20 protein-coding genes are annotated in these 20,712 nt (G+C 64.1%); 10 read left to right on the top strand and 10 right to left on the bottom strand.

The genetic code is table 11. The annotated features are described in order from the left end of the window. Positions 1 to 6: 6 nt before the first annotated feature. Genes F1640_RS12790 through F1640_RS12780 form a run of 3 tightly spaced genes read right to left on the bottom strand, consistent with a single transcriptional unit; the run spans position 7 to position 2,576 of the window. Positions 7 to 681 carry an ABC transporter ATP-binding protein gene (locus F1640_RS12790; protein WP_194919551.1) on the bottom strand — a complete coding sequence of 225 codons (675 nt, stop codon included), beginning with the start codon at positions 679 to 681 and terminating at the stop codon, positions 7 to 9. After that, positions 678 to 1,475 (bottom strand): ABC transporter permease, encoded by a 798-nt coding sequence (locus F1640_RS12785; RefSeq protein ID WP_194919550.1) that lies wholly within the window; start codon positions 1,473 to 1,475, stop codon positions 678 to 680. Before F1640_RS12785 ends, F1640_RS12790 begins: the two co-directional genes overlap by 4 nt. A gap of 12 nt (positions 1,476 to 1,487) precedes the next feature. Next, complete coding sequence (locus tag F1640_RS12780; RefSeq protein ID WP_194919549.1) at positions 1,488 to 2,576, bottom strand: hypothetical protein; 1,089 nt, start codon at positions 2,574 to 2,576, stop codon at positions 1,488 to 1,490. A 314-nt stretch (positions 2,577 to 2,890) separates the two neighbouring features. Here F1640_RS12780 and F1640_RS12775 point away from each other — a divergent pair, with 314 nt between their 5' ends. Beyond that, complete coding sequence (locus F1640_RS12775) at positions 2,891 to 4,081, top strand: polysaccharide biosynthesis/export family protein (protein ID WP_194919548.1); 1,191 nt, start codon at positions 2,891 to 2,893, stop codon at positions 4,079 to 4,081. 11 nt (positions 4,082 to 4,092) lie between these two features. Continuing rightward, positions 4,093 to 5,358, top strand: a complete 1,266-nt coding sequence (locus F1640_RS12770; RefSeq protein ID WP_194919547.1) for a glycosyltransferase — start codon at positions 4,093 to 4,095, stop codon at positions 5,356 to 5,358. Between the two features lie 73 nt (positions 5,359 to 5,431). Here F1640_RS12770 and kdsA read toward each other — a convergent pair whose 3' ends face one another. Beyond that, positions 5,432 to 6,259, bottom strand: coding sequence for a 3-deoxy-8-phosphooctulonate synthase (gene kdsA / locus F1640_RS12765; RefSeq protein WP_194919546.1), 828 nt, complete (start codon positions 6,257 to 6,259; stop codon positions 5,432 to 5,434). A gap of 208 nt (positions 6,260 to 6,467) precedes the next feature. On the opposite strand from kdsA, the gene F1640_RS12760 reads away from it, so the two are divergent. The 5 genes from F1640_RS12760 to F1640_RS12740 are packed head-to-tail and all read left to right on the top strand — an operon-like array spanning position 6,468 to position 11,741. After that, positions 6,468 to 7,454 carry an SIS domain-containing protein gene (locus F1640_RS12760; RefSeq protein WP_124809919.1) on the top strand — a complete coding sequence of 329 codons (987 nt, stop codon included), beginning with the start codon at positions 6,468 to 6,470 and terminating at the stop codon, positions 7,452 to 7,454. After that, complete coding sequence (gene kdsB, locus F1640_RS12755) at positions 7,447 to 8,289, top strand: 3-deoxy-manno-octulosonate cytidylyltransferase (protein ID WP_194919544.1); 843 nt, start codon at positions 7,447 to 7,449, stop codon at positions 8,287 to 8,289. The genes F1640_RS12760 and kdsB overlap by 8 nt, the downstream gene beginning before the upstream one ends. 7 nt (positions 8,290 to 8,296) lie before the next feature. Beyond that, complete coding sequence (locus tag F1640_RS12750; protein ID WP_194919520.1) at positions 8,297 to 8,911, top strand: histidine phosphatase family protein; 615 nt, start codon at positions 8,297 to 8,299, stop codon at positions 8,909 to 8,911. After that, positions 8,908 to 10,536 carry a beta-3-deoxy-D-manno-oct-2-ulosonic acid transferase gene (locus F1640_RS12745; protein WP_206694682.1) on the top strand — a complete coding sequence of 543 codons (1,629 nt, stop codon included), beginning with the start codon at positions 8,908 to 8,910 and terminating at the stop codon, positions 10,534 to 10,536. The genes F1640_RS12750 and F1640_RS12745 overlap by 4 nt, the downstream gene beginning before the upstream one ends. After that, positions 10,533 to 11,741 carry a glycosyltransferase gene (locus F1640_RS12740; RefSeq protein WP_194919516.1) on the top strand — a complete coding sequence of 403 codons (1,209 nt, stop codon included), beginning with the start codon at positions 10,533 to 10,535 and terminating at the stop codon, positions 11,739 to 11,741. Before F1640_RS12745 ends, F1640_RS12740 begins: the two co-directional genes overlap by 4 nt. A 3-nt stretch (positions 11,742 to 11,744) precedes the next feature. Here the strand turns inward: F1640_RS12740 and F1640_RS12735 are convergent, their stop codons facing one another. After that, positions 11,745 to 12,293: a sterol desaturase family protein gene (locus F1640_RS12735; protein WP_223806679.1), complete on the bottom strand. Its 549-nt coding sequence runs from the start codon at positions 12,291 to 12,293 to the stop codon at positions 11,745 to 11,747. A 268-nt stretch (positions 12,294 to 12,561) separates the two neighbouring features. Between F1640_RS12735 and F1640_RS12730 the strand changes: the two genes are divergently transcribed. Continuing rightward, the gene (locus tag F1640_RS12730; RefSeq protein ID WP_194919514.1) at positions 12,562 to 13,374 is read left to right on the top strand and encodes an SDR family oxidoreductase; all 813 of its coding nucleotides are present in this window, start codon (positions 12,562 to 12,564) and stop codon (positions 13,372 to 13,374) included. On the opposite strand, the gene F1640_RS12725 is transcribed toward F1640_RS12730, so the two are convergent. Then, entirely contained in the window at positions 13,355 to 14,839 is a 1,485-nt protein-coding gene (locus tag F1640_RS12725; RefSeq protein WP_309229256.1) for an LTA synthase family protein, read from the bottom strand. The two genes, F1640_RS12730 and F1640_RS12725, sit on opposite strands and share 20 nt — an antisense overlap. A 327-nt stretch (positions 14,840 to 15,166) precedes the next feature. Beyond that, entirely contained in the window at positions 15,167 to 16,537 is a 1,371-nt protein-coding gene (locus tag F1640_RS12720) for an IS1380 family transposase (RefSeq protein ID WP_066763960.1), read from the bottom strand. Positions 16,538 to 16,681: 144 nt separating this feature from the next. Between F1640_RS12720 and F1640_RS12715 the strand changes: the two genes are divergently transcribed. Further along, entirely contained in the window at positions 16,682 to 17,923 is a 1,242-nt protein-coding gene (locus F1640_RS12715) for a capsule biosynthesis protein (RefSeq protein ID WP_194919510.1), read from the top strand. A gap of 16 nt (positions 17,924 to 17,939) precedes the next feature. On the opposite strand, the gene F1640_RS12710 is transcribed toward F1640_RS12715, so the two are convergent. Genes F1640_RS12710 through F1640_RS12700 form a run of 3 tightly spaced genes read right to left on the bottom strand, consistent with a single transcriptional unit; the run spans position 17,940 to position 19,808 of the window. Next, a complete protein-coding gene (locus F1640_RS12710) occupies positions 17,940 to 18,521 on the bottom strand; it encodes an LptA/OstA family protein (RefSeq protein WP_194919508.1) in 582 nt (193 codons plus the stop codon). A gap of 14 nt (positions 18,522 to 18,535) precedes the next feature. After that, entirely contained in the window at positions 18,536 to 19,180 is a 645-nt protein-coding gene (locus F1640_RS12705; protein ID WP_124809928.1) for an LPS export ABC transporter periplasmic protein LptC, read from the bottom strand. A 10-nt stretch (positions 19,181 to 19,190) separates the two neighbouring features. After that, positions 19,191 to 19,808 carry a ribonuclease D gene (locus tag F1640_RS12700; RefSeq protein WP_194919506.1) on the bottom strand — a complete coding sequence of 206 codons (618 nt, stop codon included), beginning with the start codon at positions 19,806 to 19,808 and terminating at the stop codon, positions 19,191 to 19,193. Between the two features lie 124 nt (positions 19,809 to 19,932). Here F1640_RS12700 and F1640_RS12695 point away from each other — a divergent pair, with 124 nt between their 5' ends. Next, a complete protein-coding gene (locus tag F1640_RS12695; RefSeq protein WP_194919505.1) occupies positions 19,933 to 20,613 on the top strand; it encodes a uracil-DNA glycosylase in 681 nt (226 codons plus the stop codon). Positions 20,614 to 20,712: the final 99 nt, after the last annotated feature.

Genomic DNA, 20,712 nt, shown 5'->3' with positions numbered 1-20,712 from the left:
AGCGATTCAAGCTTCTTCACGACCGTGCAGATGAAGGTTTCGACTGTGCGCTTCATACGCGTGCTCAAACTCGTCATAAAATATCAAGTCGCCGTCGTTCAGCACGGCGAAGCGCTGGCAATGGTGTTGAACATAGTTGACATCATGCGAGATGATCAACATGGCGCGGTCGTTTCGTTTTTGGAACAGCTCGGTTTCACATCGTTCGTGGAAACTGGCGTCGCCCACTGCTGTGATTTCGTCGATCAAGTAGCAATCAAATTCAATGATCATCGAGATTGCGAATGCGAGTCTGGCGCGCATGCCCTGCGAGTAGGAGCGTACTGGTTCGCGTAGATAGATGCCCAAGTCGGTAAAATCGGCGACAAAATCGATGTTCTTACGATAGTCCTGCCGGTAAATCCGGCTGATAAAGCGAATATTGTCTAGCCCGGTCAGCGAACCTTGAAACGCACCGCCGAAGGCAAGCGGCCATGACACCGACATCGTCTGCGTAACGGTGCCGGAAGTCGGACGCTCAGCGCCGCTAACAAGACGGATCAGTGTAGATTTGCCGGCGCCATTACGGCCCAGAATACCTAGCTTCTCTCCGCGATCCAGCGTGAAAGAGACATCCTTCAGCACAACCCTGTCACCCGCTCGGGTGGGGTAAACCTTGTGTACGTGTTCGACCGAAATCATTCCGGCGTGATCTCCCTGTTGATCACGGCGATTTGGGACAGCGCGAGGAGAGTCAGTACCAGGCAGCACGCCATCATGTAGGGAAAATCATAGTGCACTTTGATCGCGTTTCCAAAATAGCCTTCGCGCACCATTTCCACGCCGTTCACCATGGGAACGTAGAGAATATACTTCTGCGCGGCTTGCGGTAGTGCATCGACCATGAAAGCCGCTCCGGAAAGGGGGAAGGCAATGTAGGAAACCGGATGCCAGAGGCGCTCGACAAGCTCTGTCTTCTCAGCAAGCGCGCCGAGCAACATTGCCAGGCTCGCCCCGAACCAGGCAATCATAAGCCAGCCTCTGATCACTGCCAGAACGTCGATCGGCGGATCAAGCCAACCGATATAGATGTAGAATATGCTAAGCGTGACGAACGAGATCGTCGCGCCCCCCGCTTCCAGAAGCAGGCGCGCGAGGAAAATGTCGATAACACGCACGTTACGATGGTACATCAAGGCAAGGTTGGGCTCCACCGAGCCTATGCACCTGGAAGGCATGTTGCGCCACAGAAGCACGCTGGAATAGCCGGTAAGCGCGAACGCCACGATCGGCAACGTCGAGCCATGAACTGCCTTGGAAAGCGTCCACAGGATCGTGACGCCCGTGGTGAAGATCATCGGCTCCACGAACAGCCAGAGAAATCCGATGTTATGCCGACCATAACGCGTCAGAATCTCGCGCATCAACAACGCATAAATAACGCGCCCCTGGATTGCGGCGCTGTTGGCTAGCGAGGACGTTGGCAAAGAATTCATCTCACGAAGACCTCAGTCCTGATGTTCCCGCATCCCTGCGAGTAGCATGCTGATGATGCCCCAAGCGGCCAGGCCGAGGATGAAAGTCGAAAATATACCGCGCAGCCGGCGCGGCTCCAGCGGATCATCGGGCGTATTGGGCTGGACGATGCGCTCCACATAGGCCTGCTTGCGGCGAGCCTCATTCCGCGCCTCTTCCAGAGAAGCCATCGCGCCAGCCAACTGCTTATCGGCGAACTGACTTTCCAGCAGGAGGCGCTGATAGCGCGCCGCGCGTGACGAAAGCGATTTGCTGCTCCCGGTTATCACGCCGAGTTGCTCGTCAATTTCCGAAGATATTTCGCTAGCGCGCGCTTGAAGAACTTCAATCTGGGGATTTTTCGGCGCGATCGTCCGCAGTTCACGTAACTGGGTGCGTGTGGCGATCAACTCATCCTGAAGTTTGCTGACCATCTGTATCTGGACGGTTGCCTGCTTTTCAGGATCAATTACCCCAGCCTGGTTGCGATAGGCTGAAAGCGCGAGAGCCGCGGCTTGCGATTTTTCCTTCGCTTCGGAAACTTCCCGCTCAGCGAACCGAACCAGATCGCTCCGGCCGCGCTCGTTGAGCTTGTTGACCGTCGCTTCAGCCATTTCGAGCAACTGCTCGTTGAAGCGCTGCGCATCCTTCGCGGTGTAGGCTCGAACCGTCAGCGTGACGATCGAAGACGTAGTATCCTGCTTTACGTCCACCTTCTTCTGGTAATATTTGTACAAATCCTCAAAAGTCGAATTTCCGAACGAATAAAACCGATCGAAGACGGAAATCGATGGGGCACTGTAAGCGTTCACATAGGCCTTGTTATGATTCAGCGCTTCAAGAGCGTCGCGCGACAGGACATAATCATGCGCCGCATAGATCTCGTCACCCGCATTTGCAAAACCTGTGCTCTTTAGGAGCACGCCTAACCCGGTCTGGGCTGGCTTATCGGGACTGCGGACCAGAAACTTTGATTCAGATATAAAAACGTCTGATGCAAAAATTCCAAAATATAGAGTTGCCAGAAATGTTGGCACGACAACTGTGATTAAAAACAGTGGTCTAATCTTGAAATTTCTCATAAATAAATAATTTCATTCCGCCGATTATGATTCAGTTCTGGAAAATGGCTCCAGAGCATCCTGACTGCACGCAATCAACTTATCGCGATTCCACCAAACTTCACGAAACGATCACACGTTAAACGAACGCTCCGGATGCCCCGGCGCTTGGAAGCCTGCTACTAGCCTTTGGTGCAATGCACGTCCAGTCTGGAGAGCAGCGGCACCTGGCGCAAACGGGGGTACGGATCGCCTTCCTTGATCAAGCCATCCGCTTGCGCCATAGGGCTCTCCAAATTCCTGTCATCGCATAATCTCATATTTCGGGCTGTTTCATGATCGCGCTTTCCAAGCTTTCATCTCGTACCGTAGTGGCGGCAACTCTTTCGCTTGCCCTTTCTGGTTGCGCGACACTGCCCGCTGCCGGGCCGTCGAGCCGAGGTGTGAGCCGCGCAGCAGGAGCGCCTTCGGCTGCAGGCGCCGGAATCAAAATTGTCGATGTAACGGACGCTGTAACGCGCAATATCCTCGCCCAAAAGCGTGAAGCGCTGTTTTCCGAGACGCTTGGCGAGGGGCAGCCGATCGGCGCCGTAGTGGGCAAGGGAGACGTGCTGGATATTGGCATATGGGAAGCACCGCCTGCCGCGCTTTTTGGTGCTGCAGGGGGGAACGCACAACTGACCTCATCGGGCTCGACCGCGCGCGGAACGTCGCTGCCTGAACAGATGGTGGATAGTGATGGTCAGATCACTATCCCCTTCGTGGGACGAGTGGCCGCGGACGGGCGCACGCCTCAGGAGATTGCACGCGAGATAACACGTCGGCTGATTGGCAAGGCCCACGAACCGCAGGCGATCGTGCGCCTGGTGCGCAATGCAGCAGCGAATGTTACGGTCATCGGCGATGGCGTTGGCAGCACCCGAGTCCCCCTGACGGCAAGGGGCGAACGCGTGCTTGATGTGCTGGCGGTCGCGGGAGGCGTCAAGCAGCCGGTCAGCAAGATCACTATTCAGATATCGCGCGACGCCAAAGTATCTTCGTTGCCCCTGGACACCGTGATCAGCGATCCGCGACAAAACGTACGGCTTCGTCCGGAAGACGTTCTTACCGTAAGATACCAGCCCTATAGCTTTACCGCGCTGGGTGCGGTTGGGCGCAATGAAGAAGTGCCGTTCGAAGCGACAGGGCTTACTTTGGCCCAAGCCTTGGGACGCATCGCCGGTCTCCAGGACGCGCGGGCTGATGTGAAGGGGTTATTTATCTTTCGAATGGAAGATCCAGCTGCGCTTTCGCCAGAAGAGCGCGCGTCAGCCAAGACCACGCCCGATGGAAAGGTGCCGGTCATTTACCGGGTCAACCTGAAGGATCCGGCAACGTTCTTCACGGCACAGAGTTTTCCCATCCGCGACAAGGATGTCCTGTACGTGTCCAATGCGCCGTTGGCGGATATCCAGAAATTCCTGAACGTGATCTTCTCCACGGTATTACCGGCAGCAACCACTGCTGCGGTCATATCCCGGAACTAGGCGCAGGTCGCATGGCCCGGATTGCCTTGCGCCCGTTTATCGATCTGCTGCCGTACCGGATTGATCAAGCCCTGATTGGGCAAGGGCTTCGCGGTTGGCGGGTGCGACGGCGTCGTTCGAAACTGAGCGGGCACGCGGCCCCGCGCGGCAACGGTTCCGGCGCTCGCCACCTATATATTGACCTTGCCGTAATAAGTCGCGACGACGCCGGCACAGGCATACAGCGCGTGGTGCGGGGACTGGCTCTTGCCTTGTTGAACGAGACCGGTTCGCAATGGGACGTCCGCTTCGTCTCGGCATTCCGCCGCAGCGCCTATCACCTGATCTCGTGGCCCAACGGTGCCATGCTGAAGAAGGCTGAAATCCGGGGGCGTCCTGGCGATGTTTTCTTGGGGCTCGATTTTTCGCTCGACGCCGTTCGCAGGCACCGCCAACAATTGGCGCAATTCAAGCAGGACGGAGGCGCCCTGTGGTTTCTGGTCTGTGACCTGCTGCCAGTACAGCGGCCAGAATGGTTTTCTCCTAACAATGTTATCCGCTACAAGGCATGGTTGGAGGTTATTGCCGGAATAGCGGACGGCTTTTTCTGCATTTCCCCGCAGACGCAGGCGGAGCTTGCAACCGTCATGAAAGATCGGTTCGGTTTATCATCGGGCTATCATTCGGTCGTTATCCCTATGGGGCACGACATCATGCAATCCGTGCCATCCGGTCGTATCGAGCACCGAGACCTGCATGGCAGACCAGAACTCAACGCCCCCTTCACGCTGATCGTCGGGACGCTGGAGCCAAGGAAAGGTCATGCCGATATCCTGGCAGCTTACAGCGAATTGTGGCGAAAGGGGGCGAGTGATCGACTCGTGCTAGTCGGCCGCATGGGTTGGCGCGTGGGCGACCTGCGCGAACAGATCCTGTCGCATCCGGAATTCGGCAAAAAGCTGCTGTGGCTGGATGACGTAGACGATGACGAACTCGAGTTGATCTACCAAGGCAGCCAAGGCGTGATCATCGCATCGCTCGCGGAGGGTTTCGGCCTACCGCTGATCGAAGCGCTGGGATACCGGAAGCCTGTTCTGGCGCGGGACTTACCAATCTTTCGCCAGCACGAAAAGCTCGGTGTCCGATACTTTCCCGCCAACGGAGGGCCGACGGCAGTTGCGGCTGCAATTGCTTCATGGATCGAAGATATCCGGGCCGGCGGTATTGCGGTCACCGCGCCTTCTTCCAGCTGGCAGGACGCAACGCAGACCATACTGGATGCACTGCAGAGCGGTTAATCCGTGTGCTTCGACACAGCGGCGTAGCGAGTCGGCCAGTCACCAGCGCACCAGCCAAATAGCGCTGCAGCACTCACCCCTTCACCACCTCATCAATCGCCAGCAGCTGCCGCATCAGCGGCTCGAACGCGTCGAGCGGCAGGGCGTTGGGACCGTCCGACAGGGCCTGGTCCGGATCGGGGTGCGTTTCCATGAACAGGCCGGCGATTCCCGCCGCCACGGCCGCGCGGGCGAGCAGGGGGACGAATTCGCGCTGCCCGCCCGATCGTTCGCCGAGGCCGCCGGGCTGCTGGACCGAATGGGTGGCGTCGAACACCACCGGGCAGCCGGTTTCCGCCATGATGGCGAGGCCGCGCATGTCGGACACCAGCGTGTTGTAGCCGAACGAGGTGCCACGATCGCATAGCAGGAAGGCATCGGTCTCGTGCCCCGCCGCGCGCGCCGCGTTGCGGGCCTTGGCCACCACCTGGCGCATGTCGCCGGGCGCCATGAACTGGGCCTTCTTGATGTTGACCGGCTTGCCCGATGCGGCAACGGCGGCGATGAAATCGGTTTGCCGCGCCAGGAACGCCGGCGTCTGGAGCACGTCCACCGCCTGCGCCACCGCGGCGACCTGGCCTGCTTCGTGCACGTCGGTCAGCACGGGCAACCCGGTCCGTTCGCGGACCTTTTCCAGGATGCGCAAGCCTTCGTCTATGCCGAGCCCGCGAAACGACTGGTCCGAAGTGCGGTTCGCCTTGTCGAAGGAACTCTTGAAAATCAGGAACAGGTCCAGCTTGTCGGCGATGGCGGCCAGGCGCTCGGCCACGCTCAGGGTAAGATGTTCGTTCTCGATCACACAGGGGCCGGCGATTGCGAAAAGCTTCGAATCAGCACCGATGTCGCGTTCACAAAGCCGCATGAGGAATTCCGCCACCTTTCGAAAGCCGGGACAGAGCCGCCCGTTTCAGACATAAATTAACTTGATTTCAGCGTTCTTGCCCTCATGGATAAGCGGGAACATTTTGGCAATTTCTCTTGTTACAAATACCTGAAATACATGCAAAACGCCCGCTACACACGGCACTTGGCAAATGCCTTCGGGAAAAGTGTAGAGAACCAAGGTGGAAATGAAGATCGAGAATTTCCGGCCGGTTTACACGGCTTCCGCATTGAAAACGCTGGAGATCGAGCTTCAGGCGCTGAAGACCCTGAAAGGCGTGCTGCAGACGCAGCGATTCGGGCACTCGCTCGACATGGCGATCGATGCCATGGTGCAGACCAAGGGCCGTGTCATCGTCAGCGGCATGGGCAAGAGCGGACATATCGGCCGCAAGATCGCCGCGACTCTGCGGTCGACCGGCACCTCGTCGGTGTTTCTCCACCCGGGCGAAGCCAGCCACGGCGATCTGGGTGTCATCACGCAAGGCGATGTCGTGCTGGCCATCACCTGGTCGGGCGAAACCGCCGAACTGCGCGACATCTTCGATTATTGCCACCGCCTCGGCTCCAAGCTGATCGTGGCGACGGCGCATCCCGACAGTTCGGCGGCGCGGGCCGCAGACATCTGTCTGGAACTGCCCCAGGTGCGCGAAGCCTGCCCCAACGATCTGGCACCCACATCGTCCACCACGCTGCAGCTTGTGCTGGGCGATGTGCTGGCGGTGGCGCTGATCGAAGCGCGCGGCTTCACCCCTTCCGACTTCCGGGTGTTCCACCCGGGCGGCCGGCTGGGTGCGCAGCTTTCCACCGTGGCACACGTCATGGGCACCGGCAGCGCGATCCCTAAGGTCACCCGGCACGCGACGCTGTCGGGCGCCACGCTGGAAATGAGCCGCAAGCGCTATGGCGCGACGGCGGTCGTCGACGATGCCGAGCGGCTGATCGGCGTCTTCACCGATGGGGACCTGCGCCGCTGCATCGCGGTGCATGACCTGAACGATGCGATCGGCCTGCACATGTCGCCCGATCCGGTAACGGTATCGCCCGACATGCTCTGCTCCGACGCCCTGCGCATCCTCAACGAAAACGCGGTGTCCGTGCTGTTCGTGATCGAAGGCGAACGGCTGGTGGGCGTGGTGCACATGCACGATATCGTCAGGGCCGGCATTGCCTGACTTAGGAGCCGTTTCCGGAAAGGATTTCGGTCCGGACATCATCGTCATCCCTGCCCGTTTCGGGTCCACCCGCCTGCCCGGCAAGCCTTTGCTGCCCATCGCCGGCCGAACGCTGCTGGACCGGGTCGTGGCCATCGCGCGGACGGCGGCGGCACAGGCCGGCGATTGCGAGGTCGTGGTGGCGACCGATGACGAACGGATCGCCGCGCATGGCCGCGACCTTGGCGTCGATGTCGCCATGACCCCGACCGATCTCGATTCCGGCTCCGTCCGCGCCTTCGCGGCGGCACGTGCGCGCCAGTCGCCGCCCGCATTCGTCGTCAATCTTCAAGGAGATGCCCCGTTCACCCCCGCCGCGATCGTGGCCGGGCTGCTGGACGTCCTGCGCCAGCGGACGGCCGCGGTCGTCACCCCGGTATTCCAGCTCGACTGGCCCCGGCTCGACCGCCTGCGCGCGCACAAGCAGACGGCGCCTTTCAGCGGCACGACCTGTGTGAGAGCGCCCGATGGCCGGGCGCTGTGGTTTTCCAAGACGATCCTGCCGGCCCTGCGCGGCGAAGACGGTTTGCGGGCACAACCGCTTTCTCCGGTCTGGCAACATCTTGGCCTTTACGGATATAGCTTCCCGGCCCTGGAATGGTTCGCATCGGCGCGGGCCAGCCAGTACGAAAAACTGGAAGGTCTGGAACAGTTGCGCTTCCTCGAACATGGATGGGCGATCGACACGATCGCCGTGGACGTCCCTCCGCATGTCCTTTCCGGAATCGACACGCCCGCAGACCTGACGCTGGCCGAAGAGGCCATCGCCCGGTTCGGCGATCCCTATCCCGCGTAAACGCCCCGTGTTCGTCATCGTCCGCCACGGCAAAACCTTTGCCGCCGGGGAAGCGCCGCGCCGCATCGGCGCGCGCACCGATCTTCCGCTGACTGACGAAGGCGAACAGGAGGCCCGCCGGCTGGGCGACCACTTCGCCGAACTGGGCTGGCGTTTCGGCCGCGCGCTGGTTTCTCCGCTGCTCCGCGCCCATCAGACTGCAGCGCCCGTCCTGGCGGCGCAAGGCACGGCCATCACGCCCGAGCCCGCCGATTTCCTTGCCGAGATCGACCACGGACCGGACGAGAACAAGACCGAGGACGCCGTGCTGGCGCGAATCGGCCACGCTGCACTGCACGCATGGGACCACGCCGCCGAACCGCCGTCCGGATGGATCGTGAATGCGCCCGCGCGCATCGCGGCCTGGGCGGATCTGTTTGCGCGCCCACCCGCCGATCCTGATACCCCGGTGCTGCTGGTGACCAGCAACGGCGCCGCCCGCTTTGCGCTGCTCGCCGATCCGGCCTTGCGCGAGGCTGCCGCAGCGCTGCCTTCGCTGAAGCTGCCCACTGGCGGCTATGGCATGATCCGCCGCAGTTCGGACGGTAGGCTTGAAGTTCCCGTGTGGGGCCAGCGCCCTTGAGCGCGACCGCCCCCCAGCCCTTGCTGCGCGCGCCGCCGTTTCCGGGCCTTGATGCAGGAGTCACGATCGCCGGCATTGCCTCCGCGTCGCCGGAAAACAGCGATCCGGCGGCTCTGTTCGCCCGTATCCGCGCGGCGCGAGTCGGCGGCGCGTTCTGGGAAAGGCCCGCCGCGCTTTCGCGCCCTGCCACGGTCGTCCTGCGCCCCCGCTCGCCCGGTGAAGCCGCAACGCTGGCCAGCGGTCTTAACCAGCAGGAAGCGGCAGAGGCGCTGTGGATCACACCCGCTCGCGCGGATGCAACCGATCCGTGGTCCGCACTCGACGGCGCGGGCTTGCTCGTCGCGCACGGCGATGACGAATGGGTCGCCCTGGCGTGCATCGCCGGCGTACCCGTGCGCGTTCTGTCGCCCGGCCCCTTCGGCGCACCGGGCGACGGGCAGGCCGAGCTGGAAACGGCCGCCCTGCGCGCGCTGACCACACCTTGCTTTCGCGATCCGTTTACCGGCGATGCCACGACCCTCTTCGCGACGATCATGACCCTGGCCGAATGGCGCCGGATCATCGACGGCAACCGGGGCATCGTCGCGGCCTGCGGCATGGCGTGGTGGAAGCGGGAGGAAATCCGTCGCTTCCTTTGGTGCCCCGGCCAACCGTTGCGGATCGTCTCGCGCCCCGCCCGCGCGCTGGGTCTGGCGCAACGGCAGGACGGTCAGGTAGCCATCTGGCCATCGCGTGTATCGCCTGCGCTGCTGGCCGCAGCCGCAGACAAGGGCGTGCCGCTCGTGCGCGTGGAGGACGGGTTCGTCCGCTCGGTGGGCCTCGGCAGCAATCTGGTGCCCCCCTCCTCGATCGTGGTGGACCGCCAGGGCATTCATTTCGATCCTTCGAGCCCCAGCGACCTTGAAACGATTCTCGCCACCACCCGCTTCGCGCCCGACCTGATCGAACGCGCGCGCGGCTTGCGCGAGACGATCGTGGCCGCCGGGATCAGCAAGTATTCCACCGGCGGCGCCTCATCCGCGCCGCCCCGCCAGCCAGGGCGGCGGCTTGTGCTGGTGCCTGCGCAAGTCGAGGACGACATGTCGGTGCTGGCCGGCGGCGGCGGGCTGCATTCCAATCTGGAGCTGCTGCGCCGCGTCCGCGCGCTGGAGCCGGATGCGGAAATCTGGTTCCGGCCACATCCCGATGTCGATGCCGGGCACCGCAAGGGCGCGGTGCCCGATGGGGAGGTGCTGCAACTGGCCGACCGTATCGTGCGCGAAGGCGGCATGGCCCCGCTGCTCGACGTGGTCGATGCCGTGCATGTGCTGACCTCGCTGACTGGGTTCGAGGCGCTGATGCGCGGGCGCGCGGTGACATGCCATGGCACGCCGTTCTACGCCGGTTGGGGGCTGACCCGCGATCTGGGCACGGTGCCGGACCGGCGCGGGCGCGCGCTGACGCTCGACGAACTCGTCGCCGGGGTGCTGATCCTCTACCCCCGCTATCTCGATCCCGTCACTAGCCTCCCCTGTCCGCCCGAAGTGCTGGTGCGGCGCATGGCGGAAAACCACGCGCCCAACCGGCTGGGCTGGGTGGCGCCCTTGCGCCGCTGGCAGGGGCGGTTCATGGCGATGTGGCGATGACCGCCGTCATTCTCGACATCTCGCGCCTGATCTCGCGCGTACGCCACAATACGCCGTCGGGCGTGGACCGGGTGGAGATCGCCTACGCGCGCGGCCTGTTGCAGCGCTATGGTGATAGGCTGGCCTTCGCCGCCGTCCATCCCTCCGGCCTCTACGGCCGGCTGCGGCGGGCACAGGCCATCGCCTATCTCGACGAACTGGAACGTCGCTGGACGCAGGAAGCCGACGATCCGCACCAGCGCTCCCTGCCCTCTGTCCTGCCGCAGATGGCGGCGCTGTGGCCGCATCGCCCGCCGGCCCCGTCCGGCCCGGTGCCGCCTGTCTATATCCAGGTCTCACCCCATCACCTCACCCGCCAGACGCAGGTGCGCCGCATTCTACGGCGGGAACGGGCGCGCTTCCTGTGCATGGTGCACGATCTGATCCCGATCGAATTTCCCGAATATGCGCGTCCTTCGGGCGCGGCGCTGCATCGGCAGCGCATGGAAACGGTGGTCGCCTGTGCCGATGCGGTAATCGTAAATTCGGCTGCCACCGGCCGGTCGCTGCGCCCGTGGATCGAACGGAGCGGCCGGGCGATCGCCACGCATGTCGCCTTGCTGGGCACCGAAGACCTCACCGCCCCAGCCACTCCAGCGACCTCGGCGGAGCGGCCCGCGTTTGTGTGCCTCGGCACGATCGAGCCGCGCAAGAATCACCTGCTGCTGCTGCACCTGTGGCGCCACCTGGCGGAAACGATGCCGGCGCCGGACGTGCCGCGCCTGGTGATCATCGGCCGCCGCGGCTGGGAAAACGAACAGGTGGTGGACCTGCTGGAGCGCTGCCCAGCGCTGAAGGGCCATGTCGAGGAAATCAACGGCTGTTCCGACCAGCGGATGGCCGCGCTGCTGGCAAGCGCCCGCGCGCTGCTCATGCCCTCGTTCGCCGAAGGATTCGGGATGCCCGTTGCCGAAGCGCTGTCGCTGGGCGTGCCGGCGATCTGCAGCGATCTTCCCGCCTTGCGCGAGGTGGGCGGCAACACGCCCGACTACCTCGATCCGCTCGATGGCTCCGGCTGGAAGGCGATGATCCTTGACCACACCCGCTCCGGCCCGGCCCACGCCGCGCAGAAGGCACGGCTTGGGCAATGGCACAAGCCGCTGTGGAGCGAGCATATGGATATTGTCGAACAGGCGATCGCCAGCCTCCGCCAGCCGACCGCCTGAGCGTCAATTCCCCGTCTTGGTCGAGGTGATCGCGGTTCCGAACAGACGATCCCACAGCGGTGTCGTGATCGCGTAGTTGCCATGTTCGCTGATGTGGTGGTGGCGCATGTGGTGCTGCTTGATCGCCCGTGCCATGCGCCCGCGCATCGGCCACTGATGGCACGCGAAATGGGTGAAATCGTAAACCACGTAGCCCGAGATGAAGCCCAGGAACAGCCAGTCCCCACCCGGTCCGACCATCGAGACGCAGGCATACCACACCGCCGCGGCGATCGGCACGCTCACGATCGGTGGCATCATGTTGCGCAACCGGTCATTGGGGCTCGCGTGATGATTGCCGTGCATGATGAAGGTGAAAGCCTGCAGCGGCTTCCACTTCAGCTGCAGGTGGAACAGGAAGCGATGCATGGCATATTCGAACAGCGTCCACAGCCACAGCCCGCCCACGACCAGGCTGAACGCGGCAGCCACGCTGACGGTGCCCCAGCCCATCCAAACCAGGAAGGGGAGAAACATCCCCCAGATCACGCCGAAAGCGACGGGGGAAACCACGGTCAGCTTTTCAAGCCACGCGTTCCGAAACAATCTGATCGGTTGCAGATGCGAACTCCGGGCTGTCATAACCTTGACTCTGGACAGGACAGGCCTCCAAGTGTCAAGAGTCTAAAGTCCCCAAAATAGGCGAATGCACCCCTCCGGACGACAGGATGCCCAAACCGCCATCCCACTGAAAATGCGGTATTGGCGCGTGTGCAGTGCAGTAGAAATTGCATAAATCCACGGGTTCGCCCTTGGTTAGGACTCAGGATTACACCCCTATATGGCCAGCCCTATACGGTTTGATGTCAGTTTTGTTCCTGCCCCCCAGACAGGCCGGGTTCTTGTCGTGGGCGCATCGGGCGAACTGGGTGGCGCCCTCGCGAGGCATTATGCCCGCGCGGGCGCCCGGCTCTCGCTGTGGGGGCGCAACAGTGGCCGGCTCGATGCCGTCGCCGCAGCTTGCCTGGAGCTCGGCGCGGGCGCCTTGGGTACCCAATCGCTTGATCTGACCGACACCGATGCCGCGCTGGACGCTCTGGCGCGCGAAGAGGCCGAGGAGCCGTTCAGCCTCGCCCTGTTCGCGGCTGGCTGTGGCGATGTCCGCGCCGAGGGCGCCATGGTGGAAGACGCCGCGCAGGTCGCCCGTCTGGGGCAGGTCAATTTCGTGGCGCAAGCGGCCATGGCCGCCCGTTGCGCCCAAGCGATGGCCGCTCGCGGGCACGGCGCGATCGTCGTGATCGGTTCGGCCGCCGCCGATCACGCACTGCCTTTCGCGGCAGCCTATGCCGGATCGAAGGCGGGTCTGGCCCGCTTCACCGACGCGCTGCGCATCGGTGTGCAGCCTTACGGCGTATCCGTGACGCTCGTATCCCCCGGCTTCATCGATACGGCAGCGGCTCGGCGGGTTCCCGGCCCCAAGCCGCTGATTCTGCAACCTGACAGAGCCGCCGCCCTGATCGCGAAGGCAGCGGCGCGCGGAAAGGCCCACCTTATACTGCCCTGGCCGTTTGGGCTGCTCCGGCTCATCTCGGCGATCCTGCCGCGTTTCCTGCGCGATCGGTTACTGCGCGCGCTTACGCCGCCGGGAGTGTAGCCAGAAGATCGTGGACCGCGTGATGGAGCTGCGCCGGGGTCAGATCCACGCGCCGCCGCTCCCCCTCCACCACCGCGCCGGAGGCATCGAGACGGACGATCACGTAAGGCGTGTGGCGCACTGGCCCGGGTGTGGTAACGCCAGGAATGCTCGGGCGGTGATCGCCGAAGAACACGAGGACCGCCGGCCGGCCAAGCCCGCCGAGCGAATCGAGCAACGCCGTCAGCATCGCATCGCTGTTGCGCACAAGGCGCAGATAGGAGGAAACGAGATCGCGCGGCCCCGATCCATCCTCGGGTGCCCAGGGGCCATGATTCTCGATCGTCACGGCGTAAAGCACCGTTGCTTCCGTGGCCTTTCGTGCCAGATCGCCAATCGTTCCAGCCATGGCCGCGTCGGTTACGTAGCGCCCCTCTCCTGCCAAAGGTTGCGTAAAATGCTCTTCGCCCACCATCTCCGCGAACCCGGCGGCGGGCATGATGCGGTGCCGGTTGTAGAAGCGCAGGTCATGCGGGTGGAGGAACAGACTCCGCCAGCCGCGCCCGGCCAGGCGGGCCGGCAAGGCGTGCGAGGCTTCGCCCACCGCGGTCAGGAACGGATCGTACCGGCGGAAGCCCAGTTCCTCTTCATCGCGACCGAAGATCAGGCCATATTCGGTGCGCATGGTATAGGCGCCGAACCCGCTGACGTTGAGATCTCCCCATTGCCAGGCGACCGAACGAGCGCGGGCCAGGCCCGGCAATTCCAGCGCCGGATCGCCGAACAGCTCCACGGGATCGGCGAAGGATTCGCATTGCACGATCACCGCCAGCGGAGGTTCGGCTGCCGTCCTTCCAATCGCCACCTCGGGGTGAGCACGCGGCGCGGGATTGGCCGTCGCGCGCCAGCGCAGCCAATAAAGCAGCAGAGTTGCCAGCAAGCCATGGCGGCGCACGTCCCCGTCCAGATCAGGCGCCGATGCAAGATCGCGCCATGGCGGAATCGCCATGACCCATCGCAACAGCACCAGACTGCCCGCCAGCAGCACCGCGCCGGCCAGATGGGCACCGATGTCGCCGACGAATAGCCACGCGAACAGCGCCAGCAGCACCGGTCCGCTGGCGATCAGCACACCCTTTTGCACCGGGCTCAACGCCGACAGATAGAACTGCGGATGGCGCAACACCGCGCCGACAAGCACGAGGTCGGAGAACACCAGCGGTTCGCCCAGCATGGTGTGCTTGGCGTTGGAAACAACCGTGAACAGCGCCACCAGCGCCAGCGTCAGGATCGCGGAGGCCAGCGGATTGCCGCAGACGGCAAGGAACAGCCCGAAGCCGCTGGCGACCAGCAGCATGTGCAACACCATGCCGGCCGCGCTGCGCAAAGGCCAACGCGCATCGCCGCCCCGCCGGGGGCGAACCAGCCCGTCCAGCACCAACGACGCGGCGACAAGCCCCGGAAACAGCAGAAACGTGCCTGTCACAGCCCCTCGATAGAACATCCGCGCGGGCAGGGTGGCCGCTGCGTGAATGCCTTAGCCATCCCCGAAGGCAATGTCATGGGCGGCTCGTGCGCAAGTGGATGAAATTGATTGGTGGAAACCTGAACATGGCTCATCGACGCTTCGTGCGCTTCGCCCTAGCCCGGCTTATTCATGAGCCCGCTGCACTGGGGCGTGCCGGGTTTGATGTGTCGGTGGCCGCGTGATCCGGGCGCGCGGTTTCGGCGGCGTTTTTCGCCGCAGCAAAACCGATGGCTTTTCGAGGTTGATGGGCGATGGCTCGGGCTTTGTGCGGCACAGCCGCGCTGGCTATGTCGGCGCTGGCCGGAGACTGGTGGCGATGGCTTTGAACACGCCGGCGTCGGGGCATGCTGACGCGAAGGCGACACGGATGCGCGAGGCGGTCTCGATGACGCGGGCGGCGACCTTGAGCAGCCGCAGGCGCAGCGTTGCGAACTCGGCAGTGGCCAGAGAGGTGGCCTTGGGGATGGCCTGCTGGACGCGCCACATCAGCCAGTAGGCGGCGGTATGCAGGATGAGGCGCATCTGGTTGGCATTGGCCGAGCGGCACGAGGTGCGATCGCTGGCCAACTGGGTCTTGTGGCGCTTGATCAGGTTTTCGGCTTGGCCGCGCGCGCAATAGAGCGTGTCGTAAATGTGCTCGGGCGAGCCTTCTGTCAGCGAGGTGACGACATAGCGGATGTCCATGCCCAGCGTGCTGGCCTCAATCCGGGCGACGACGCGGCGTTGGCTCTTCCAGCTTTTGGCGCCGTAGCGGGTCTCGACATAGTTGCGCAGGACCGGATGTTGGGCCTGGGCCCGCTTGACCGCGCAGGCATCGGCGACGGCAACGATGGCCGGATCGGCCCGCAGCGCGGCGTTGGTCGGCAAGCCGAACACGTAATCGACCCCGGCCGCCTCGCAGAACGCCATGATCTCGGGACGGGCGTAGTGCCCATCGCCGCGGATGGTGATGTGGGTATCGGGCCAGTGCTGGCGGATATGACGCACCAGGCGCCGGATGTGGCCGGCACCTTCGGCACCCGACGGCGTCTTGCCAGTGCGCAGCAGCATCGCCACCGGCCGCCCGCTCGCGGTATCGTACACATGGATCGGCAGGAAGCAGCGCTCACCGTGATGTCCGTTCCAGAACGAGAGCTGCTGATAGCCGTGCACGACATCACACGTGTCATCGATATCCAGCGTCACCGCCGCCGGTGGGGCCGGATAGCTGGCACAGTAAACGCCGATCATCGCGACCATCATCCGGGCCAGTTCACGCGTGGTCGGTGCATTCTCCCAGCGGCTCATCGTCGGTTGGCTGGCCAGCCCCGCGCCCGATCCCGGCAACTTGCCCAGCGCCAGGCGGAAGCCCGGATCGTCGCGCAGGGCATCGAGATCATCGGCGTCCTCATAGCCACACGTGATCGCGAACACACGGGCACGCAGAATGTCATCGAGGCGATGGATCACCCGCGTCGGGTCACGCGGATCGGCGATGCACGCAGCAAGCTGCCGGCAGATCCCCATCGCGCGCTCGGCCTGCGCCAGCAGCAGAACGCCGCCGTCAGAGGTCAGCCGGCCACCGTCGAACGCGGTTGTGACCTTCTTGCCGCCAACCGCTGGAAACGAAAATCCCGGTGCGCTATCATCGCTCCCGGCGGGTGTGGTCCGTGGCATAAATTGCCTCGCTGAAGGACTGGTCTAGACACCCATTTTCCTACTGCAAAGCAATCGCTTACGCCACTCCCGCCAACCCTCTCACCCGCCGCGGTGAATAAGACAGGCTAGGGACGTCTGGATGAGGTTCCGGAACACTTGCCGATGCCCGATGAAATAGTGCGTACCGGGGAACGGCGCCGGGTGCTGTTGCTGCAAGGCCTGATGGGTCCATTGTTTCGCCATCTGGGCCAGGGGCTGCTTCGCGCCGGCCATACGGTTTGCAAGGTCAATTTCAACGGCGGCGACCGCGCGTTCTGGCGCCTGCCCGGCGGCATCGACTATCGCGGCACCCTGCAGGACTGGCCCGCCGCGCTGGAAGCCATCCTGCGCGACAGGCGAATCACCGACGTGGTGCTGTTCGGCGATTGCCGCGATCACCACATGGCGGCCACGCGGGTCTGTCGTGCGCTGGACGTGCCGGTCCACGTTTTCGAGGAAGGCTATATCCGGCCCGACTGGGTCACGCTGGAACTGGGCGGGGTCAATGGCCATTCCTCGCTCCCGCGCGATCCGCAGTGGTATCGCGATACTGCCGCCGCGCTGCCACCGGTCCCGCAGCACAGCCAGGTGCCCTCCTCGTTCCGCCGCCGCGCGCTGGAAGGCTTGCTGTACAACGTCGCAGACGTGTTCACGCGCTGGCACTATTCCAACTGGAACAACCATCGTCCCTGGCCGCCGCTGGTGGAAGGCATGGGCTGGCTGCGCAAGCTGCGCGCGCGGAAACTGCGCGAGGCGCAGGCCGCCCGGTTGTTCGCACGCATGGAAGCGTCGCCCGAGCCCTATTTCCTGTTCCCGCTCCAGCTCGATTCGGACGCGCAGATCCGGCTGCATTCGCCCTTCGCGGGCATTGCCGAGGCGCTGAACCTGATCATCGCCTCGTTCGCCCGGCACGCGCCGGCCGATACGCGCCTGGTCATCAAGGAGCATCCGCTGGACAACGGAGTGCGCGATTGGGAGCAGACCGCACACGACCTAGGCGACCGCTATGGCGTGGCCGCGCGGATCGATTACCTGGCCGCCGGAGACATCGTGGCCATCACGCGCGGTGCACGGGGCATGGTGACCATCAACAGCACCAGCGGAACCTTCGCGCTGGCGATGGGCGTCCCCGTCGTCGCGCTGGGCCACGCGGTCTATGACATCCCGGACCTCACCGCGCGGGGCGGGCTGGACGCCTTCTGGCAGAACCCGGTACCGCCCGATCCGGAAACCTTCGCCGCGTTCCGGCGCGTGCTTATCGAACGCTGCCTGATTCCCGGCGGCTTCTTCTCAAAGGAAGCGCTCGACAAGGTCGTACGGCACGCCATCGCGCGGTTCGAGGGAATGCCGCTTCCGCCCGAATAACCGGCGGGTAGACGCCCTACTGCTTGCTGTCGTTGCGCTTGGGCACCTTGAACGTGCCCGAAATACGCCCGCCGCCGTTGCCGGAACCGTTGACGCCGGGAACGGAGGAACCGCCCGAACGGCCATCCACGCTGGACAGGCCGCTGTCGAGGTCGATCACCAGCCGGCCGCCGTTGAGCGTGTCGGTGCCACGCCGCAGCGCCACGTTGCCGACCATCGTGATCAGGCGGCGGTTCACGTCATAGACCGCCACGTCGCCGCGCGCGGTTTCGTCGCGCTGCGTCACCACCACGCCGCCGGTCGCGTCGATCCGCTGGATCTCGGTGTCGCCGCCGGTATTCGTATAGGCCATGACCGTGCGGGCCGAGCGCATCCGCATGTCGTCTTGCGTGATGTCGACGTTCCCCGTCAGGATCACGCGGTTCTGCTTGTCCTGCAGTTCGATGCGGTCCGCCGCGAAGTTGACGGGCGCATCGCTGTTCACCCGCGAGGCCGCGTGCGCGGAAAGGGCCGCGACGACGGCGCCGGCCCCGGCAAAGCCCAGCAGGAACGCCCGGAAAGGCCGGGCGGAACGGATCGTTTCGCGAAGGGACGTCATTTGCCGAGGTGCAGTCATGGCTTGCGCATCTTGCCCGGTTCCATGTGAAGACGTGCATGGCCGTCCAGCGTGACGGTATGCGCGGAGAGGTCGGCGAATATCCTGTCGGCCGAGAAAGTGCCAGCCGGAATGCGGCCTTCCGCCGGCCCCTTGCTGTGCAGGTTCTTGCCCCGCACATCGAACACCACGTTGTTCGCGGTCATGCGATAGCCGTCCGACGTCTGGAAATTGACCGGCCCGGCCACGTCCACCTGTTCGCGGCTGAAATCATAGTTGCCGGCATTGGCCGAAAGGATCGCCGGCCCGTCGTCCATCAGCATCCGCGCGGTCAGGTCGTTCATCATCACCACGGGAACCCGCGCCGAATGCTGGACGGCGGACCCGGCGGTGATCGAGAACGTGCGCCCGTCGTCGTCCAAGCCGCGATACATCGCGCTGGCGGCACGCAGACGATCTTCCAGGATGGAAACCTTGTTGCGATCGAGCAGGAAGCTGATCTCGCCGCGCGGGGAAAGCGGGGTCAGCACCATCACCGCCGCCAGCACGCCAATCGCGGCCGGCAGCGCCACCGCCAGGAACCGCACCAGACGGTCATGAAAGCCGCCCGGCGCCGCGAAATGTTGGCGGCGCGAGCGAATCTTCTCGGCTTGGACGGTCATCCCCGCAGCCTCATTCGTGACTGAAGATGTCCCGCTCGGCCCAGCCGGCCAGATCGAGGCGCGCCCGCGCGGGCAGGAAATCGAAACAGGCCTGCGCCATCTCGGTCCGCTTCTCCCGCGCCAGCCGCTCGGCCAGGATGGTGTGCATGGCGTGGAGGTGGCGCACGTCGGACGCGGCATATTCCTGCTGCGCGTCGGACAGGACCGCCCCGCCCCAGTCGCTCGATTGCTGCTGCTTGGAAATCTCCTTGCCCAGCAATTCGCGCACCAGATCCTTCAGGCCGTGGCGGTCGGTATAAGTCCGGACCAGCTTGGACGCGATCTTGGTGCAGAACACCGGCGCGGCGGTAATGCCCAGATAGTGTTCGATCGCGGCCAGATCGAACCGGGCGAAGTGAAACAGCTTCAGCCGCGCGGGATCGGCCAGCACCGCCTTCAGGTTCGGCGCGGCGTAGGCGCTGTCCACCTGGAAGCGGACAAGGTGCTCGTAGCCCTGCCCGTCGGAAATCTGGACCACGCACAGCCGATCGCGCGGGGTGATCAGCCCCATCGTTTCGGTATCGACGGCGACGATGCCCGGCGCCAGCGCGCCTTCGGGCAAATCTTCTTCATGCAGGTAGACGGCCATGGACCCCGCCTACGATGAATGCCGGGAAACGGCAACCTTGGGAATGCCGGGAAACGGCAACCTTGGCTTTGGCGCCCGGCAGGCTTGTGCGCCCGTTTCGAGTTGCGGTAGGAACGCCTTTCCTATGGCAACTCCCCTTCCCGAAAGCTGGCAGCCGGCGCTGGCCCCTGTTCTCGCCACCCGCCCGCTGCGGGCGCTGGGCGGCTTCCTCAACGCCGAAGAGGCGGCCGGAAAGGCGATCTTTCCGCCACGCGGATCCCGGCTGCGGGCGCTGGAACTTACCCAGCTGGAGGACGTGAAGGTCGTGATTCTGGGGCAGGACCCCTACCACGGCCCCGGCCAGGCGCACGGCCTGTCGTTCTCGGTGCCGCAGGGCGTCAAGCCGCCGCCATCGCTGGTGAACATCTACAAGGAACTGGAAGCCGATCTCGGCCTGCCACGACCTTCCCACGGCAATCTCGAAAACTGGGCGCGGCGGGGCGTGCTGCTGCTGAACAACGCGCTGACGGTAGAAGCCGGGCAGGCCGGATCGCACGCCGGCAAAGGCTGGGAGGATTTCACCGACGCGGCGGTGGCCGCCGTCGCGCAGCGTGACGTGCCCACCGTGTTTCTGCTGTGGGGCAGCCATGCGCAGAAGAAGGCGGCGCGCGTGCCAGGCCTGGCCAATGGACCGCACCTCGTCCTCAAAGCGCCCCACCCCAGCCCGCTGTCCGCCCATGCCGGCTTCTTCGGATGCCGCCATTTCAGCCAGGCCAACGCCTTTCTCGAACAACACGGCCGGGGCGCGATCGACTGGCAGCCCTGAGCCGCCGACGTGGGCGCGCAATCGCCTCCGAAGCAGACGCAAATCCGGTTGCCGCATCCCCGGCAGCCGGTCACTCTTCCCGTCCGCGCGATGCGGGAG

The organism is Novosphingobium sp. NBM11, assembly GCF_015390225.1.
In the GTDB taxonomy this organism is placed as follows: domain Bacteria; phylum Pseudomonadota; class Alphaproteobacteria; order Sphingomonadales; family Sphingomonadaceae; genus Novosphingobium.
The sequence above is the reverse complement of the archived record's forward strand: the minus strand, read 5'-3'. Positions and strand labels throughout refer to the sequence as shown.

What these genes read in the sequence shown, in the direction of transcription:
- F1640_RS12790 (WP_194919551.1), bottom strand. Translation starts at nt 681, where the DNA reads ATGATTTCGGTCGAACACGTACACAAGGTTTACCCCACCCGAGCGGGT.
- F1640_RS12785 (WP_194919550.1), bottom strand. Translation starts at nt 1,475, where the DNA reads ATGAATTCTTTGCCAACGTCCTCGCTAGCCAACAGCGCCGCAATCCAG.
- F1640_RS12780 (WP_194919549.1), bottom strand. Translation starts at nt 2,576, where the DNA reads ATGAGAAATTTCAAGATTAGACCACTGTTTTTAATCACAGTTGTCGTG.
- F1640_RS12775 (WP_194919548.1), top strand. Translation starts at nt 2,891, where the DNA reads ATGATCGCGCTTTCCAAGCTTTCATCTCGTACCGTAGTGGCGGCAACT.
- F1640_RS12770 (WP_194919547.1), top strand. Translation starts at nt 4,093, where the DNA reads ATGGCCCGGATTGCCTTGCGCCCGTTTATCGATCTGCTGCCGTACCGG.
- kdsA (WP_194919546.1), bottom strand. Translation starts at nt 6,259, where the DNA reads ATGCGGCTTTGTGAACGCGACATCGGTGCTGATTCGAAGCTTTTCGCA.
- F1640_RS12760 (WP_124809919.1), top strand. Translation starts at nt 6,468, where the DNA reads ATGAAGATCGAGAATTTCCGGCCGGTTTACACGGCTTCCGCATTGAAA.
- F1640_RS12740 (WP_194919516.1), top strand. Translation starts at nt 10,533, where the DNA reads ATGACCGCCGTCATTCTCGACATCTCGCGCCTGATCTCGCGCGTACGC.
- F1640_RS12730 (WP_194919514.1), top strand. Translation starts at nt 12,562, where the DNA reads ATGGCCAGCCCTATACGGTTTGATGTCAGTTTTGTTCCTGCCCCCCAG.
- F1640_RS12720 (WP_066763960.1), bottom strand. Translation starts at nt 16,537, where the DNA reads ATGCCACGGACCACACCCGCCGGGAGCGATGATAGCGCACCGGGATTT.
- F1640_RS12715 (WP_194919510.1), top strand. Translation starts at nt 16,682, where the DNA reads ATGCCCGATGAAATAGTGCGTACCGGGGAACGGCGCCGGGTGCTGTTG.
- F1640_RS12710 (WP_194919508.1), bottom strand. Translation starts at nt 18,521, where the DNA reads ATGACGTCCCTTCGCGAAACGATCCGTTCCGCCCGGCCTTTCCGGGCG.
- F1640_RS12705 (WP_124809928.1), bottom strand. Translation starts at nt 19,180, where the DNA reads ATGACCGTCCAAGCCGAGAAGATTCGCTCGCGCCGCCAACATTTCGCG.
- F1640_RS12700 (WP_194919506.1), bottom strand. Translation starts at nt 19,808, where the DNA reads ATGGCCGTCTACCTGCATGAAGAAGATTTGCCCGAAGGCGCGCTGGCG.
- F1640_RS12695 (WP_194919505.1), top strand. Translation starts at nt 19,933, where the DNA reads ATGGCAACTCCCCTTCCCGAAAGCTGGCAGCCGGCGCTGGCCCCTGTT.